At 59.9% G+C, this 13862-nt stretch carries 19 protein-coding genes and 1 tRNA gene; 13 read left to right on the forward strand and 7 right to left on the reverse strand.

Annotation, left to right across the window (positions count from 1 at the left end):
• The first annotated feature begins 3 nt into the window (after positions 1-3).
• The 4 genes from ureE to AC07X6_RS12195 are packed head-to-tail and all read left to right on the forward strand — an operon-like array spanning position 4 to position 2427.
• Positions 4-528: an urease accessory protein UreE gene (gene ureE, locus AC07X6_RS12180; protein WP_230539326.1), complete on the forward strand. Its 525-nt coding sequence runs from the start codon at positions 4-6 to the stop codon at positions 526-528.
• Positions 528-1208, forward strand: coding sequence for an urease accessory protein UreF (locus AC07X6_RS12185; protein ID WP_494791127.1), 681 nt, complete (start codon positions 528-530; stop codon positions 1206-1208). The genes ureE and AC07X6_RS12185 overlap by 1 nt, the downstream gene beginning before the upstream one ends.
• A 23-nt stretch (positions 1209-1231) precedes the next feature.
• On the forward strand, positions 1232-1870 hold the full coding sequence (ureG, locus tag AC07X6_RS12190) for an urease accessory protein UreG (protein ID WP_086144768.1): 639 nt from the start codon (positions 1232-1234) through the stop codon (positions 1868-1870).
• A complete protein-coding gene (locus AC07X6_RS12195) occupies positions 1867-2427 on the forward strand; it encodes a HupE/UreJ family protein (RefSeq protein ID WP_494791128.1) in 561 nt (186 codons plus the stop codon). Before ureG ends, AC07X6_RS12195 begins: the two co-directional genes overlap by 4 nt.
• Positions 2428-2432: 5 nt before the next feature.
• On the opposite strand, the gene AC07X6_RS12200 is transcribed toward AC07X6_RS12195, so the two are convergent.
• Entirely contained in the window at positions 2433-3044 is a 612-nt protein-coding gene (locus AC07X6_RS12200) for a 1-acyl-sn-glycerol-3-phosphate acyltransferase (protein ID WP_230539329.1), read from the reverse strand.
• A 249-nt stretch (positions 3045-3293) separates the two neighbouring features.
• Between AC07X6_RS12200 and AC07X6_RS12205 the strand changes: the two genes are divergently transcribed.
• A complete protein-coding gene (locus AC07X6_RS12205) occupies positions 3294-3515 on the forward strand; it encodes a hypothetical protein (RefSeq protein ID WP_494791129.1) in 222 nt (73 codons plus the stop codon).
• 69 nt (positions 3516-3584) lie between these two features.
• Here the strand turns inward: AC07X6_RS12205 and AC07X6_RS12210 are convergent, their stop codons facing one another.
• The 3 genes from AC07X6_RS12210 to AC07X6_RS12220 all read right to left on the reverse strand — a co-directional run bounded on the left by AC07X6_RS12210 (position 3585) and on the right by AC07X6_RS12220 (position 5478).
• The gene (locus tag AC07X6_RS12210; protein WP_494791130.1) at positions 3585-4649 is read right to left on the reverse strand and encodes an alkene reductase; all 1065 of its coding nucleotides are present in this window, start codon (positions 4647-4649) and stop codon (positions 3585-3587) included.
• 46 nt (positions 4650-4695) lie between these two features.
• Complete coding sequence (locus tag AC07X6_RS12215; RefSeq protein ID WP_230539332.1) at positions 4696-4992, reverse strand: ArsR/SmtB family transcription factor; 297 nt, start codon at positions 4990-4992, stop codon at positions 4696-4698.
• Between the two features lie 123 nt (positions 4993-5115).
• On the reverse strand, positions 5116-5478 hold the full coding sequence (locus AC07X6_RS12220) for a DUF1304 domain-containing protein (RefSeq protein WP_426055239.1): 363 nt from the start codon (positions 5476-5478) through the stop codon (positions 5116-5118).
• Between the two features lie 191 nt (positions 5479-5669).
• Between AC07X6_RS12220 and sugE the strand changes: the two genes are divergently transcribed.
• Both sugE and AC07X6_RS12230 read left to right on the forward strand, forming a co-directional pair.
• Positions 5670-5990, forward strand: a complete 321-nt coding sequence (gene sugE, locus AC07X6_RS12225; RefSeq protein WP_070217981.1) for a quaternary ammonium compound efflux SMR transporter SugE — start codon at positions 5670-5672, stop codon at positions 5988-5990.
• Between the two features lie 23 nt (positions 5991-6013).
• A complete protein-coding gene (locus AC07X6_RS12230; protein ID WP_070280339.1) occupies positions 6014-6343 on the forward strand; it encodes an SMR family transporter in 330 nt (109 codons plus the stop codon).
• Here the strand turns inward: AC07X6_RS12230 and AC07X6_RS12235 are convergent, their stop codons facing one another.
• A complete protein-coding gene (locus AC07X6_RS12235) occupies positions 6344-7306 on the reverse strand; it encodes a M14 family metallopeptidase (RefSeq protein WP_442908046.1) in 963 nt (320 codons plus the stop codon).
• A 137-nt stretch (positions 7307-7443) separates the two neighbouring features.
• Here AC07X6_RS12235 and AC07X6_RS12240 point away from each other — a divergent pair, with 137 nt between their 5' ends.
• The gene (locus AC07X6_RS12240) at positions 7444-8556 is read left to right on the forward strand and encodes an acyltransferase family protein (RefSeq protein ID WP_494791131.1); all 1113 of its coding nucleotides are present in this window, start codon (positions 7444-7446) and stop codon (positions 8554-8556) included.
• A 49-nt stretch (positions 8557-8605) separates the two neighbouring features.
• Here the strand turns inward: AC07X6_RS12240 and AC07X6_RS12245 are convergent, their stop codons facing one another.
• Entirely contained in the window at positions 8606-9289 is a 684-nt protein-coding gene (locus AC07X6_RS12245) for a tetratricopeptide repeat protein (RefSeq protein WP_494791132.1), read from the reverse strand.
• Positions 9290-9428: 139 nt separating this feature from the next.
• The gene (locus AC07X6_RS12250; protein ID WP_494791133.1) at positions 9429-9893 is read right to left on the reverse strand and encodes a hypothetical protein; all 465 of its coding nucleotides are present in this window, start codon (positions 9891-9893) and stop codon (positions 9429-9431) included.
• Between the two features lie 148 nt (positions 9894-10041).
• Between AC07X6_RS12250 and AC07X6_RS12255 the strand changes: the two genes are divergently transcribed.
• The 5 genes from AC07X6_RS12255 to rplT all read left to right on the forward strand — a co-directional run bounded on the left by AC07X6_RS12255 (position 10042) and on the right by rplT (position 13744).
• Positions 10042-10118 (forward strand) — tRNA-Val (locus tag AC07X6_RS12255).
• 210 nt (positions 10119-10328) lie between these two features.
• Complete coding sequence (gene thrS / locus AC07X6_RS12260) at positions 10329-12236, forward strand: threonine--tRNA ligase (protein ID WP_494791134.1); 1908 nt, start codon at positions 10329-10331, stop codon at positions 12234-12236.
• A gap of 12 nt (positions 12237-12248) precedes the next feature.
• On the forward strand, positions 12249-12809 hold the full coding sequence (gene infC / locus AC07X6_RS12265) for a translation initiation factor IF-3 (RefSeq protein WP_205711303.1): 561 nt from the start codon (positions 12249-12251) through the stop codon (positions 12807-12809).
• Positions 12810-13160: 351 nt separating this feature from the next.
• The gene (gene rpmI, locus AC07X6_RS12270) at positions 13161-13358 is read left to right on the forward strand and encodes a 50S ribosomal protein L35 (protein WP_038493025.1); all 198 of its coding nucleotides are present in this window, start codon (positions 13161-13163) and stop codon (positions 13356-13358) included.
• A gap of 26 nt (positions 13359-13384) precedes the next feature.
• A complete protein-coding gene (gene rplT / locus AC07X6_RS12275; RefSeq protein WP_010399214.1) occupies positions 13385-13744 on the forward strand; it encodes a 50S ribosomal protein L20 in 360 nt (119 codons plus the stop codon).
• The last annotated feature ends 118 nt before the right edge of the window (positions 13745-13862 follow it).

Genomic DNA, 13862 nt, shown 5'->3' on the forward strand with positions numbered 1-13862 from the left:
ATCATGCTCACTTTGCATACCAAATTAGGTCCCGACGATGGGCGCGCGCCCACCGCGCAACTGATACTGCCCTACGACCAGCGCGAAAAATGCCGGCTGCGCGCCGTGCTGTCGAATGGCGCCGACGTGGCCGTGTTCACCGTGCGCGGCACGGTGCTGCGCGACGGCGAGCGCATGACGGGGCCAGGCGGGCAGGTGGTGCGGATCGTCGCCGCGCGCGAAGCGACCTATCTGGTGCAGTGCGCGGATGCGCACACGCTGCTGCGCTGCGCTTTCCACCTGGGGAACCGCCACACGCAGGCGCAGGTGGGCGACGGCTTTTTGCGCATCCGCAAGGACGTGGTGTTGAAGGAGATGCTGGAAGGCTTGCAAGCGACCGTGACGGAGGAAGACGCGCCGTTCGAGCCGGAAGCGGGCGCCTACGGCGGCGGCCATGGCCACCACGACGGCCACGGCCAGCATTTGCTGGCACCCGTGCCGCTGCGGCAGAAAATCCACCGCCCCAGTGATACGCCGGGCACCGTCTGATGCAGGCCTCGGCCCTGCTGCATCTGCTGCAGTTCGCCAGCCCGGCCTTGCCGATCGGCGCCTACAGCTATTCGCAGGGGCTGGAAGCGGCGCTGGAGTCCGGCCTGGTGACGGATGCAGCCACGGCGCGCGAATGGATCGCGCAGCATCTGGCGCAGGTAGTGGCGCGCTGGGAAGCGCCTTTGTGCTGGCGCTTGATGCAGGCGTTTGCAGCGCAGGATTTGTGCGCCGTGCAGCGCTGGAGCGAGCGTTTCATCGCTTCGCGCGACACGGCGGAATTTCGCGCCGAAACCATCCAGATGGGGTACTCATTGACCAAATTGCTGGCCGAACTGGGCGTGGCCGACGGCGTCTTGATCGACATGCTGCAGGGCCAGCCGGAGGTGGCGCTGCCCACCGCGTATGCGTGCGCCGTGGCGGCGCTGGCGATTCCGCGCGAAGAGGCGCTGCTGGCCATGCTGTTCGCCTGGGCGGAAAACCAGGTGCTCGTCTGCGTGAAATCCGTGCCGCTGGGGCAGGTGGCGGGCCAGCGTTTGCTGCTGTCGCTGCGGCCCGACCTGGAAGCGGCAGCCCTGACGGCGCAAACCTTGGCAGACGACGAGATGGGCAACTGGGCGCCGGGCCTGTCGCTGCTGTCGATGCGCCACGAAGTGCAGTACAGCCGACTGTACCGCTCCTGAACACTACCACGAGAGACTACAACATGACATCGATTACCTCAAACCCCCTGCGCGTAGGCATCGGCGGCCCCGTCGGCTCGGGCAAGACGGCCCTGTGCGAAATGTTGTGCAAGGGCATGCGCGAACGCTACGACATGGCCGTCATCACGAACGACATCTACACCAAGGAAGACATGGAAATCCTGCTGCGCGCCGACGCCTTGCCGGCCGAGCGCCTGATGGGCGTGGAAACGGGCGGCTGCCCGCACACGGCCATCCGCGAGGATGCGTCCATCAACCTGGAAGCGATCGCGCGCATGCAGGCCGATTTCCCGAATCTCGACCTGATCCTGGTCGAGTCGGGCGGGGACAATCTGGCCGCCACCTTCAGCCCGGAACTGTCGGACTTGACCATTTACGTGATCGACGTGGCCGGCGGCGAAAAAATCCCGCGCAAGGGCGGACCCGGCATCACGCGCTCCGATTTGCTCATTATCAACAAGACGGACCTGGCGCCGTACGTGGGTGCCAACCTCGACGTGATGGCGCAGGACGCCAGGCGCATGCGCGGCGAACGCCCCTTCGTATTCACCAACCTGCGCAGCGGCGATGGCGTGCAGGTGGTCATCGATTTTATCCGCGAGCAAGGTTTGCTCGATCAACCAGGCAAGGAGCTGCAATGAGTGCAAGACTGATGACAAAAACGGCCGCCGTGGCGGCCTTGTGCTTGCTGGCCTTGCCGGCCATGGCCCACCCCGGCCATGGCGACAGCGTGGGCTTCCTGGCCGGTTTTGCCCATCCATTCACGGGTATCGACCATTTGCTGGCCATGCTGGGCGTGGGTCTCTGGGGCGGCCAGCAGCGCCTCAGCCTGGCACAGCCCGCCACGTTTGTCGGCATGATGCTGCTGGGCGCGCTGGCCGGCATGGTCGGATTGACGGTGCCTGGGCTGGAAACCGGCATCGCCGCCACGGTGGCGCTGGCGGGACTTGCCATCGCGCTGGCGCTGGCCTTGCCGAACTGGCTCGGTATGTTGCTCGTGGGTATGTTTGCGCTGGCGCATGGCAATGCGCATGGACAGGAATTGCCGGCCGCCTCGGCCGCGTGCGGCTTCCTGCTGGCCTCGGCCGTGCTGCTGTGGGCGGGACGCTGCATCGGCCAGGTACTGGCCGAGCGCCTGTTGCGCGTGGCCGGCGTGGCCTTGACGGCCGCCGGCGTGGTGCTGATGGGGGTTGCTTGAGCGGCTTAAGCGCCGGGGCGCTTGTCGGACAGCACGATGGGCGCCGCCTTTTCCGGATGTAAACCCTGGTGGCCCGCATACACGGCGGCAATCGCCGCCATGTCGGCGTCCTTGTCGCCCGTCAAATACAGATGGTCGACGACGCCCAGCACCTTGTTCGGGTAATCGATGTAGACGAGCAACAACGGCACCTTGGCGGCCAGCGCCAGGTGATAAAAGCCGCTTTTCCAGTTCGGACGGTAGCTGCGCGTCGCTTCCGGCGTGATCGCCAGCCAGTACCAGTCGGCGGCCAGCATGCGTTCGGCCTGGCGCTGTATCGTGCCGCTGGTGGTGCTGCGGTCGACGGGTTCGCCGCCCAGGTAGCGCAGCACCTTGCCCATGGGGCCGCGGAACAGCGAATCCTTGGCCAGCCAGCGGAACGGCAGCGACAGTGCCCATTTGCCGAACAGGCCCACCATGAAATCCCAGTTGGATGTGTGCGGGTAGACGACGGCGATGCCGCGCGGCCCCGGCAGGGGACGGAAGCGCATGCGCCAGCCAAACAGGTGCAGCACGCGCAGCGCGCTGCGCTGGTGCCAGGTTGGCAAGTCGCCCGCTTGTACAAATAAATCGTCCATTGATACCCTTCAGTGACACTGTTCTTAATGGGATGGCGCTGGTGGCCATTTTCCTTGAAGCAAAATTCTGCGCAGGCATTCTATACGGGGCTGGCGGTGGCGACAAGCAGCCGAGGCCGCTATTCATGCGGTGTCGGGGCTGGTTGTACTGTCATTTTACCCATGCTTGCCTCCTGTGCCGGGCACTAAATGCACAGTATGTGGTCAAAACTTGACGTAATGTTGATTCATCCGACAGGGAGCCATGGCATGAAAAACAGTGTCAATGATGTACATGGAAACAATGTCCGAACGGACAAAGTGATGGCAGAGCTCGTCGAGCGTGGCGTGGCGTTTCATCACGCCCTGGGCCGCACGGTCGCGATGGCCTACTTGCGCGAGCACGCGGTGCCGGCCGAGGTGATACGCCGTGTTTTCAGCAGCGTACAGGCGCGCCGTCCGGCCCGGCCGGCACGGCGCCGATGGCGCTGAGGGGCAGGCAACAGCGACAAGTGCCGCTGCCACCGCTCAGGGGGCTGCTCAGGATGCCATTTATGTTGTTTAAGCCCGTGCCGCCAGTGCCGGGTAGTCCGTGTAGCCTGCGGCGTCCGGCGCGTACAGGGTGGCCGGGTTCAGCGGATTGAGCGGCGCATCGCTGTGCAGGCGGATGGGCAGGTCGGGGTTGGCAATGAACCACAGGCCGAAGGCCACGGCATCGGCTTCGCCCTTGGCCAGCAAGGCTTCGGCCGCCGCCTTGTCCATTTTCTCGTTGGCAATGTACACGCCGCCAAATTCCTGCTTCAGGTAGGGGCCCAGGCGGTCGTCACCGAGCGCTTCGCGGGCGCAGATGAAGGCGATGCCCCGTTTGCCCAGTTCGCGCGCGACATAGCCGAAGGTGGCGCGCGGGTCGGAGTCGCCCATGTCGTGCGCGTCGCGTCGCGGCGCCAGGTGCATGCCGACTTTGTCCGCGCCCCAGACGGCGATGCACGCGTCCGTCACTTCCAGCATCAAACGGGCGCGGTTTTCAATCGAACCGCCATAGTTGTCGGTGCGCAAGTTGGTGCTGTCTTGCAGAAACTGGTCGAGCAAGTAACCATTGGCGCCGTGGATTTCCACGCCGTCGAAGCCGGCTTTTTTCGCATTTTCTGCGCCCAGGCGATACGCCGCCACGATGCCTGGAATCTCTTCCGTGTCCAGTGCGCGGGGCGTGACGAATTCCTGTTGCGGCCGCACCAGGCTGACATGGCCGGCCGGCTTGACGGCGCTGGGCGCCACGGGCAAGTCGCCATCGAGGAAGAGGGGAGCGGAAATGCGGCCCACATGCCACAGTTGCAGGACGATCAGGCCGCCCGCCTCATGCACGGCGCGGGTGATGTGTTTCCAGCCTTCCACCTGTTCGTCGGACCAGATGCCCGGTGTGTCGGCATAGCCCACGCCCTGCGGCGTGACGGCCGTCGCTTCCGAGATGATCATGCCGGCCGAAGCGCGCTGCGTGTAGTACTCGGCCATCAGGGCGTTGGGCACGCGGCCCGGGTTGCCGGCGCGCGAACGCGTCAGCGGCGCCATGATGATGCGGTTTTTCAGTTGCAAGCTGCCAATGGTGATGGGGTCGAATAAAGTTGCCATGATTGTCCTTGTGAGTGCCGCTCCGGCGGCGTTGAGATGGTGATGCTTACAAACCTTGCTGCATGTGTTCCAGAAAAGCCTCGATGGTGGCTTCATTGCGCTTGAAAAAGCTCCATTGGCCAACTTTCCTGGTGGAAATCAAGCCGGCCTTTTGCAAGGTGGCCAGGTGTGCCGAGACCGTCGATTGCGACAGCCCCAGCCGGCGGTCGATCAGGCCGGCGCAGACGCCGAAGTCGAGCGGATGGTCTTGTTCGCAAAAATACTGTTCCGGCTCTTTCAGCCACTGCAGGATCTGCCGCCGTACGGGATTGGCCAGCGCCTTGTGGATGGCGTCGATGTCCATGCTGTTTCTCCTGGTCGATGTTCGTCTTCAAACGATATATGTATCGTCTTTTGTGAATTTCAATATCGGTATATTACGATATAAGTAAAAAACGTGCTGGCCAGTGGATTTTTCAGGCAGGGCTCAGGCGAAGTGGAACAGCAGCAAGGCGATGACGGCGGGCACGGTTTGCAGGTAAAGGATGCGCGTCATGACGGTGGCGGCGCCCCATACGCCTGCCACGGCGATGCATGCCAGGCCGAAGACGGTGAATGCCTGGGCGATGGCCGCGTCCGGGTGGAAAAAGCCCAGCGCCAGGGCGGCCACGAGAAAGCCGTTGTAGCAGCCCTGATTCGACATGGCGGGGCGCACGATCTCCGCTTTTTCCTTGCTCAGGCCAAACACCTTGCGTCCGCGCGCATCGAACAGCACGGTTTCCAGCAGCACGATGTAGACGTGCAGCAGCAGGATGAGGGCAGTAAGGATTTGGGCCAGCAGTAGCATCATTTTTCCCGAGAGTGAGTGGATGCCCAATTATGCTTCTATCAGCATATTTTTTGGCAACAGCGGCAGAAAAATGTTCTGGCGGCAAGAGTTTTCACCCAATGGTATACTTTTCCCTTTGCTCCTGTGGGGACGACCCCGCTCGATGTGGGGGCTGTATGGCGGGGACGACCCCGCCGCCTCGGGAGAAATAGATGGCGTGGATCATTCTGGTATTGGCGGGTTTGCTGGAAATCGGCTGGGCCATCGGCCTCAAATATAGCGCCGGTTTTACGCGCCTCGTGCCCTCCGTCTTGACGGCGGTGTCCATGCTGGGCAGCGTGGTGATGCTGGGCCTGGCCTTGCGCACCTTGCCGCTGGGCACGGCCTACGCCATCTGGACCGGCATCGGCACCGTGGGCACGGCCATCTTCGGCATCATGGTGCTGGGCGAACCGGCCAGCGCCGCGCGCATCGCCTGCATCGCCCTGATCGTGTCGGGCATCCTGGGCTTAAAACTGCTCAGCCCACAATAAAGGATGCCCGCATGAGTCTCGCCATGACGTATTTCTACCTGGCTATCGCCATCATCGCCGAAGTCATCGCCACCAGCGCCTTGAAGGCGTCTGAAGGCTTCAGCCGCCTGTGGCCCAGCGTCATCACCGTGATCGGCTACAGCATCGCCTTCTGGTGCTTGTCGCTGACCCTGAAGGTCATTCCTACCGGCATCGTCTACGCGATCTGGTCCGGCGTGGGCATCGTGCTCATTTCCGCCGTGGGCTGGTTCTGGTTCAAGCAAAGCCTCGATACGCCGGCCTTGATCGGCCTGGGGCTGATCATTGCCGGCGTGCTCGTCATCAACCTGTTTTCCAAGTCCGTCGGCCACTAATTAAAAGCTGCTGGCCACCCGCGCCAGGTAATACCACTCGGCATTGGCTTGCGCGTTGACGTCCGGGAACAGGATGTAGGCGTCGAATTCGGCCGTCACGGGCGTGCCGTCCGCGCGCACGCCGATCTGCTCGCCCTGTTTTACCTTGTCAAAACTGGACCAGGTCTTGATGAAGCGGTCGTTTGCATGCAGCTTGTCGTGCACGACGACCATGTTCAGCGCTTCCATGTCGGCGTCGGCGATGGGTTCCGGTTGCGGTGCATCAATGAAGCCTAAAAAGGCCAGGGTATTCTTGATGGCGCGGTAGGCGACGTCCGGCGCGGCCGGGTCGGCGTGCTGGCCGCATTCCAGGGTCAGGGCGTAGCCGCCCGTCGAGCGCATGTATTCGGTCGTGCCCACGCCATAGCGCAAGACTAGGCCCACCTGGTCGCTATTGCCCAGGCGGCGCTGCACGCCCTGGCCATACGCATGCAGCCAGCCGTCGACAAAGCGGCGCACGCCCAGGCGGCGCGCCAGCGCGCGTTCCTTGTCTTCATGCTGGAACGGTTGCAGCGGGCCATCGTTGTTGCGCGGCCCCACCATGACGAAGGGCTGGCTGTCGGCATTGAACGAGTGCAAGTCGAGCAGCACGTCGTGCTGGCCCAGCAATGGGCACAGCCAGTTGGCGATGCGGTCTTCGAAATCCTGCGGATTGTCGTTCGGAAACAGATTGCGGTTCAGGTTGCGGTCGCCGCTGCGCACGCCCTTGGCGTAGGCCAGCGGGTTGGTGATGGGCACGAAGGTGACGCTGCCGGCCACGATGGAGAGGGCGCCGCTGTCGAGTTCAGCCATCACGCGGTGGATGCCCTTGGTGCCGCAGGTTTCATTGCCGTGCACGGCGCCCGTGACGATCAGGCGCGGGCCGCTGCCCTGGCCCGTGTAGTTGATGGACTTGAAGTGGAGTGCGCTGCTCATGCTGGACATATCCTATGCTGTTGCGGGAAGGGAAAGCGGGGTCGGCATATTTTAGCGGGATTCGCCGTGCACGCCTGCAAAAATGTGGCCATGGTGCACTCTGGCGTGGCATGATCGGCGCCACCGTTGTTTCCCTTGCCGATTCCATGTCCAGTACGTCCCATCCTTCCCGCCTGTATGGCCTCGACACCTTGCGCGCGCTGGCCATCGTGCTCGTCTTCATGAACCATTATTTGCTGTTCGTCAGCGAGGGCGGGGCGTTTGGTTTCTGGGGAGAAATCGGCTGGGTGGGCGTGGACTTGTTCTTTGCCCTCAGCGGCTATCTGATCGGCGACCAGATCTTTGTCGCCTTGCGCAGCGAGCATGGATTTTCCTTGCCCCGCTTCTATGCGCGGCGCTTCCTGCGTACCTTGCCCAATTTCTATGTCGTGCTGGCCCTGTACTATTTGTGGCCCGCGTTCCGTGGCGACAGCGCGTTATTGCCCCTTTGGAAATTCCTGACGTTTACGCAAAACATCAACCTGACGCCGGGCACGGCGTTTTCCCATGCGTGGTCGCTGTGCGTGGAAGAGCAGTTTTATGTGCTGTTGCCGGCCGTGGCGCTGGCGATCGCCGCCTGCCGCAAGTCCTTGCTGTGGGCGTGGCTGGCCGTGGCCGCCAGCTTGATTTTCGGCATGCTGGTGCGCGCGTATCTGTGGGAGGAGTACGTACAAGTGCCGCGTGGCGGCCTCGGCTATTACAAGTATATTTATTACGCGTCGTGGTGCCGCTTCGACGAGCTGGTGGCGGGCGTGGCGCTGGCGCTGCTGAAAAACCACCATCCTGCCGCCTGGGTGCGCCTGACCGCCTACGGCAACCGCACCTTGCTGGCGGGAATCGCGGGCACGGCGCTGATGTTTTACGTGTTTCTCACCGATCACTATGGTTATGCGGTGACGGTGTTCGGCTATCCGGCCCTGGCCGCCAGTTTTACCTTGCTGCTGATCGCCGCGCTCAGTCCCGGCAGTGCGCTATATCAACTGCGCGTGCCTGGCACGGCCAGTCTGGCGTTGTGGTCATATGCGATTTATCTGTTGCACAAGCAACTGTGCATCCTGCTGCGCCCGGTCTTGCAGGAGATGGGGTATGGCCCGGACGGCGCGCCGGCGATACTGATCAGTATCGTCGTCAGTATCTTTACGGGCTGGCTCCTGTATACATTGGTGGAAACGCCGTTCATGCGTTTGCGGGCGCGTTATGTGCCGGCTAATCACCGCTGAGGTACGGCGTTTCCCGCAGTGGACTTTGCCAAGGCTGCATCATGCATGTTTAACGCCGGCCCAAGCCCGAGCCAACCCTCGTGCCAGCGCAGCAAAATATATCGTCGAATTTTTTAACGGATTTCATTTTTTCAAGCAAGCTGGTCTTGAGTATTTCTCCCTTTTCTTTATCGCTTTTGCTCATGTGAGATAGTGCCTCATTGATTTGTGGCCAATCGCAAAAGGTGTCATGTGGCGCGCAAAAAGAGTGCCATGCATAGGCCTCGGCAATATCGTAGACCTTGGACTTCTTGTCTACGTAGTACAGGAGTACGTTCATCTCTGCCTTTGCAAATCCCCGTTCCGCAGCGCCGCGAAATAATTGCAGCAAGTCCGCATCGCGCGCGCCTCCGCGGAGCTGCAAGACGCTGGCAAGGTGGAACATGGATGGCGGGAAAAATTTCGCGGCGGATTTTGATAGGTAGAACACCGCTGCGTCGAGGTCGCGATCCTCGCAAGCGCCGAGGTAGGCCTTGATACCCATCAAGTGCTGAGCCTGCGTATCACCGCTGTCGGCGCGCGTCTTGACGAGTGTGTGTGATTCAGTGCTGCAATCTTGCGGTAATGCCTCTACGATACGCTGGCTCGCAGGTGTCTGCACATCTTCTGCGCCGGCTACGCCTGGACCAGCCATGGCGGCAATCAAGAGGGTAGATTGCAGCCACATGGCGATCTTGCTTGAACGTTTTTTCATTGTCTCTCCTGGCCTGCTGGTCATTTCAAATGGCGTGCTGCCGGTGTTGTCGGCAGGCATCATTGTTCTTGGAATGTACAGGAACCTGCTACGACGAAATTGACGTGGCGCATATGACAGGCAAGTTCGCAGGAGTAAGTTACATATCGATCACATCGAGCCCCCGCGGCGTGCCCACCAGTAACTCCAGGATCGCATGTACGCGCAGGTTCGTGTCTTCCTGTTCCGTGTTGTGGATCAGGGCGCGCAGGCCGGGCACGGCTTCCGCGATGTGGGGACTGGCATAGGCATTGATCAATAACAAGACCAGGTCCGTGGCGCCCGCGCCCGGCTGGCGGCGCAGCCGGTCGTGGATCACGTTCAGCAGCGCGCGCTGCATGCGCGGCGTGGGATTGCTGATGTAGGCGAAGACGCTAGGCGTGTTGGCGATGGCCGCGCACAGACGCCGCTCCATCTCGTCGGGCTTCACGTCGGAAGCGATATCGAAATACGCGGCATTCCAGCGCGTGCGCGCATATGGGTGGTTGGGAGGGAAGGAGTCGGCCGTTTCAAAACCGCAGATGCGGCTCAGGGTTTTCAGCCAGGCTAATATGGTGGAGTTCATGCCCCGATTCTAGCGGCATTCCGCGTGCCCCGGGCCGTCTCTATATAAAGGAGGCTGACGCCCGGGAAGCGGATGAAAAAGAGATTAAAGTTTCCTGTAAAACAGCCCTTGTCATTCTGGGAAAGCCTCTCTATAATGCTGGTCTTCGGGGCGGTTAGTTCAGCTGGTTAGAATACTTGGTCGACATCCAAGGGGTCGGGGATTCGAATTCCTCACCGCCCACCAGAATGCAGTTAGAGAGAAAGGTAAAACCGGTTATGACACCGCGAACTACTACCAAGCTTTGGGAGTGACGCTAGTCGAACGGGTTTCCTTTGTCTCAAGAAAGTGAAAAACGCGGCTAGTCCGCGTTTTTTTGCGTCTGCGTTTTCCTTTCAGTATTTTACCCATCACATTGCAGTTTTACCTGGCGCCAGCGCCGATATGGAGATCAATATGCTTACAATCCGACTTCCCGATGGTTCCGCCCGTCAATTCGACGGCCCGGTCACCGTGGCCCAGGTTGCGGCCAATATTGGTACCGGCCTGGCCAAGGCTGCCCTGGCGGGCAAGGTCGATGGCAAGCTGGTCGATACCTCCTATCTGATCGAGCAAGACGCGGAACTGGCGATCGTCACGGACAAGGACGCCGACGGCCTGGAAGTGATCCGCCACTCGACGGCCCACTTGCTGGCGTATGCCGTCAAGGAATTGTTCCCGGACGCGCAAGTGACCATCGGTCCCGTGATCGACAACGGCTTTTATTATGACTTCGCCTACAAGCGTCCGTTCACGCCGGAGGATCTGCTGGCGATCGAAAAGAAAATGACGGAGCTGGCCAAGAAGGATGAGCAAGTCACGCGCAAGGTTGTCGCGCGCGACGAAGCGATTGAATACTTCAACAGTATCGGCGAAGCCTACAAGGCTGAACTGATCGGCTCGATCCCGGCCGACCAGGAAGTGTCGCTGTATTCCGAAGGCAAGTTCACGGACTTGTGCCGCGGCCCCCACGTGCCATCGACGGGCAAGCTGAAAGTGTTCAAGCTGATGAAGCTGGCCGGTGCCTACTGGCGCGGCGACTCGAAAAACGAGATGCTGCAGCGCATCTATGGCACGGCCTGGGCCAAGAAGGAAGACCAGGAACTGTACCTGCACAATCTGGAAGAGGCGGAAAAGCGCGATCACCGCAAACTGGGCAAGCAGCTCGATTTCTTCCATTTCCAGGAAGAAGCGCCGGGCCTGATCTTCTGGCACCCGAAAGGCTGGTCGATCTGGCAGCAGGTCGAGCAATACATGCGCAATGTGTACCAGGTCAACGGCTATCAGGAAGTCAAGGCGCCGCAAATCCTCGACCGTGGCCTGTGGGAAAAAACCGGTCACTGGGACAACTACCGTGAAAACATGTTCATCACGGAATCGGAAAACCGCGCCTATGCGCTGAAGCCGATGAATTGCCCCGGCCACATCCAGATTTTCAACAATGGCATGCGCAGCTACCGCGACTTGCCATTGCGCTACGGCGAATTCGGTCAATGCCACCGCAACGAGCCGTCGGGCGCCTTGCACGGCATGATGCGCGTGCGCGGCTTTACGCAGGACGATGGCCACATCTTCTGCCTGGAAGAGCAGATCGCCGGCGAAGTGACGGCTTTCCACCAGCAGGCGATGGATGTGTACACGGCGTTCGGCTTCACGAATATCGACGTGAAGCTGGCCTTGCGTCCCGATAACCGCATCGGCACGGAAGAATCGTGGGATTTCGCCGAGGAATCCCTGCGTTCGGCCCTGCGCGCCTGCGGCGTGGAGTGGACGGAGTTGCCGGGCGAGGGCGCGTTCTACGGTCCGAAGATCGAATACCACCTGAAAGACAGCCTGGGCCGCGCATGGCAAGTGGGCACAGTGCAGATCGATCCGTCGATGCCGGGCCGCCTGGGTGCCGAATACGTGGCCGTGGACAACACGCGTCAGGTGCCCATCATGCTGCACCGCGCAATCGTGGGTTCGCTGGAACGTTTCATCGGCATCCTGATCGAACACTATGCGGGTGCCATGCCGTTGTGGTTGTCGCCGGTGCAGGTGTCGGTGTTGAATATTTCCGACGCTCAAGCCGATTATGTACAGGAAGTTACAACAAAACTGCGCAAAGCGGGGCTGCGCGTGCAGGCTGATTTGCGTAACGAGAAAATTACCTATAAAATACGTGAACATTCCGTACAAAAATTGCCTTACATCTTAGTAATTGGCGACAAAGAGCGGGATGCGAATACAGTGGCCGTGCGGGCGCGGGGCAATGTCGATCTGGGCGTCATGTCCGTCGATGCCCTGATTGAGCGACTCAAACATGAAGTCGACACCAAGGCCTGACGAGGAAACTCGCTGCACGACCGTCTTACAAGATTTTTAAAGGAAATTACAATAGCTACTGACAAGTCACATCGCATCAATGGCGAAATCACTGCCCCTGAAATGCGTTTAAGCGGGGTCGATAACGAGCCACTCGGTATCGTAAGTTTGGCTGAAGCCTTCCGCCTGGCGGAAGAGGCAAACGTCGACCTGGTGGAAATTGCGCCTACCGCGCAGCCACCGGTGTGCCGTTTGATGGACTACGGCAAATTTAAGTATTCGGAGCAGAAGAAAGCTCACGAAGCCAAATTGAAGCAAAAGATCATCCTCGTGAAGGAAGTCAAATTCCGTCCGGGGACTGATGATGGTGACTACAATATCAAGTTGCGTAATCTCATCAAGTTCCTTGAAGACGGCGATAAAACCAAGATCACCTTGCGTTTCCGCGGTCGCGAGATGGCGCACCAGGATATTGGCTTCCGCATGCTGGAACGTCTGAAAGCCGATCTGGAGCCGTACGGCCAGGTCGAGCAGTTCCCGAAGATGGAAGGCCGCCAAATGATCATGGTTCTTTCGCCTAAGAAGAAGAAGTAAGCTACAATAGCGTTTTACGGCACCTGGCAAAACCGTAGCGAGCGGAAGGAAGTTGTGGTTGAGAAGCGCAACTGTACGAAGGTACAGTGAGCATCGCAAGCCGCAGATTTCGACGCGTAGTAGATTTTGATAGGTGCCTTACTGTGGATCGATGTGGTTTGTGCCTGCATTGGTGCGACACCAGATTCCAGGCAGAATTTGCGCGGCCCGCTCAGCAATGTGCGGGCCGCGTGAACTGTAGCGGACTCGCATCCGCTGCACAACATGTGAAAGCAGGCATCTAAGCGCAGCGTCGTGTTGCCACCTGCAATCCTGTTATAAATGGAGCTGTCCGTAAGAGGACAGATTGCTATGCCTAAAATGAAGACCAAAAGCTCCGCGAAAAAACGTTTTCGCGTGCGTCCAGGTGGAACAGTCAAGTCGGGTCACGCGTTCAAACGCCACATCCTGACCAAGAAAACCACCAAAAACAAACGTCAGTTGCGCGGTACCCGTAACATCAACGCATCGGATGTCACATCCGTCATGCGCATGATGCCGACTGCTTAATCTCACACTCAATTTAAGGAGTTACTATGCCTAGAGTAAAACGTGGGGTTACAGCTCGTGCCCGTCATAAGAAGATTCTTGTTCAAGCTAAAGGCTACCGTGGTCGCCGCAGCCGTGTATACCGTGTTGCCAAGCAAGCAGTTATGCGCGCTGGCCAATACGCTTACCGCGATCGCCGCAACAAGAAGCGCGTTTTCCGCCGCCTGTGGATCGCCCGTATCAACGCCGCTTCCCGTGAGCATGGCGTAACGTACAGCGTATTCATGAACGGCTTGAAAAAAGCAAATATCGAACTGGACCGTAAAGTCCTGGCCGATATGGCTGTGATGGACAAGCCAGCATTCGCTGCGATTGTCAACGCAGTGAAAGCAAAAATCGCTGCGTAAGCATCGGTCATTGCACAACGTCATCCGTAGGGTGACGTTATAAAGAGCGGGGCAGGGGTGTGAACCTTATGCCCCGTTTCCGTTTTTGATTGTTGGGTTCTAGATTACTAAATCCAGG

This window comes from Janthinobacterium sp. GW460-12-1-14-LB5, from assembly GCF_059423585.1.

Excerpts from the sequence above, each read along its gene's own strand:
- ureE (WP_230539326.1), top strand. The coding sequence starts at position 4 with ATGCTCACTTTGCATACCAAATTAGGTCCCGACGATGGGCGCGCGCCC.
- AC07X6_RS12185 (WP_494791127.1), top strand. The coding sequence starts at position 528 with ATGCAGGCCTCGGCCCTGCTGCATCTGCTGCAGTTCGCCAGCCCGGCC.
- ureG (WP_086144768.1), top strand. The coding sequence starts at position 1,232 with ATGACATCGATTACCTCAAACCCCCTGCGCGTAGGCATCGGCGGCCCC.
- AC07X6_RS12195 (WP_494791128.1), top strand. The coding sequence starts at position 1,867 with ATGAGTGCAAGACTGATGACAAAAACGGCCGCCGTGGCGGCCTTGTGC.
- AC07X6_RS12200 (WP_230539329.1), bottom strand. The coding sequence starts at position 3,044 with ATGGACGATTTATTTGTACAAGCGGGCGACTTGCCAACCTGGCACCAG.
- AC07X6_RS12205 (WP_494791129.1), top strand. The coding sequence starts at position 3,294 with ATGAAAAACAGTGTCAATGATGTACATGGAAACAATGTCCGAACGGAC.
- AC07X6_RS12210 (WP_494791130.1), bottom strand. The coding sequence starts at position 4,649 with ATGGCAACTTTATTCGACCCCATCACCATTGGCAGCTTGCAACTGAAA.
- AC07X6_RS12215 (WP_230539332.1), bottom strand. The coding sequence starts at position 4,992 with ATGGACATCGACGCCATCCACAAGGCGCTGGCCAATCCCGTACGGCGG.
- AC07X6_RS12220 (WP_426055239.1), bottom strand. The coding sequence starts at position 5,478 with ATGATGCTACTGCTGGCCCAAATCCTTACTGCCCTCATCCTGCTGCTG.
- sugE (WP_070217981.1), top strand. The coding sequence starts at position 5,670 with ATGGCGTGGATCATTCTGGTATTGGCGGGTTTGCTGGAAATCGGCTGG.
- AC07X6_RS12230 (WP_070280339.1), top strand. The coding sequence starts at position 6,014 with ATGACGTATTTCTACCTGGCTATCGCCATCATCGCCGAAGTCATCGCC.
- AC07X6_RS12235 (WP_442908046.1), bottom strand. The coding sequence starts at position 7,306 with ATGTCCAGCATGAGCAGCGCACTCCACTTCAAGTCCATCAACTACACG.
- AC07X6_RS12240 (WP_494791131.1), top strand. The coding sequence starts at position 7,444 with ATGTCCAGTACGTCCCATCCTTCCCGCCTGTATGGCCTCGACACCTTG.
- AC07X6_RS12245 (WP_494791132.1), bottom strand. The coding sequence starts at position 9,289 with ATGAAAAAACGTTCAAGCAAGATCGCCATGTGGCTGCAATCTACCCTC.
- AC07X6_RS12250 (WP_494791133.1), bottom strand. The coding sequence starts at position 9,893 with ATGAACTCCACCATATTAGCCTGGCTGAAAACCCTGAGCCGCATCTGC.
- thrS (WP_494791134.1), top strand. The coding sequence starts at position 10,329 with ATGCTTACAATCCGACTTCCCGATGGTTCCGCCCGTCAATTCGACGGC.
- rpmI (WP_038493025.1), top strand. The coding sequence starts at position 13,161 with ATGCCTAAAATGAAGACCAAAAGCTCCGCGAAAAAACGTTTTCGCGTG.
- rplT (WP_010399214.1), top strand. The coding sequence starts at position 13,385 with ATGCCTAGAGTAAAACGTGGGGTTACAGCTCGTGCCCGTCATAAGAAG.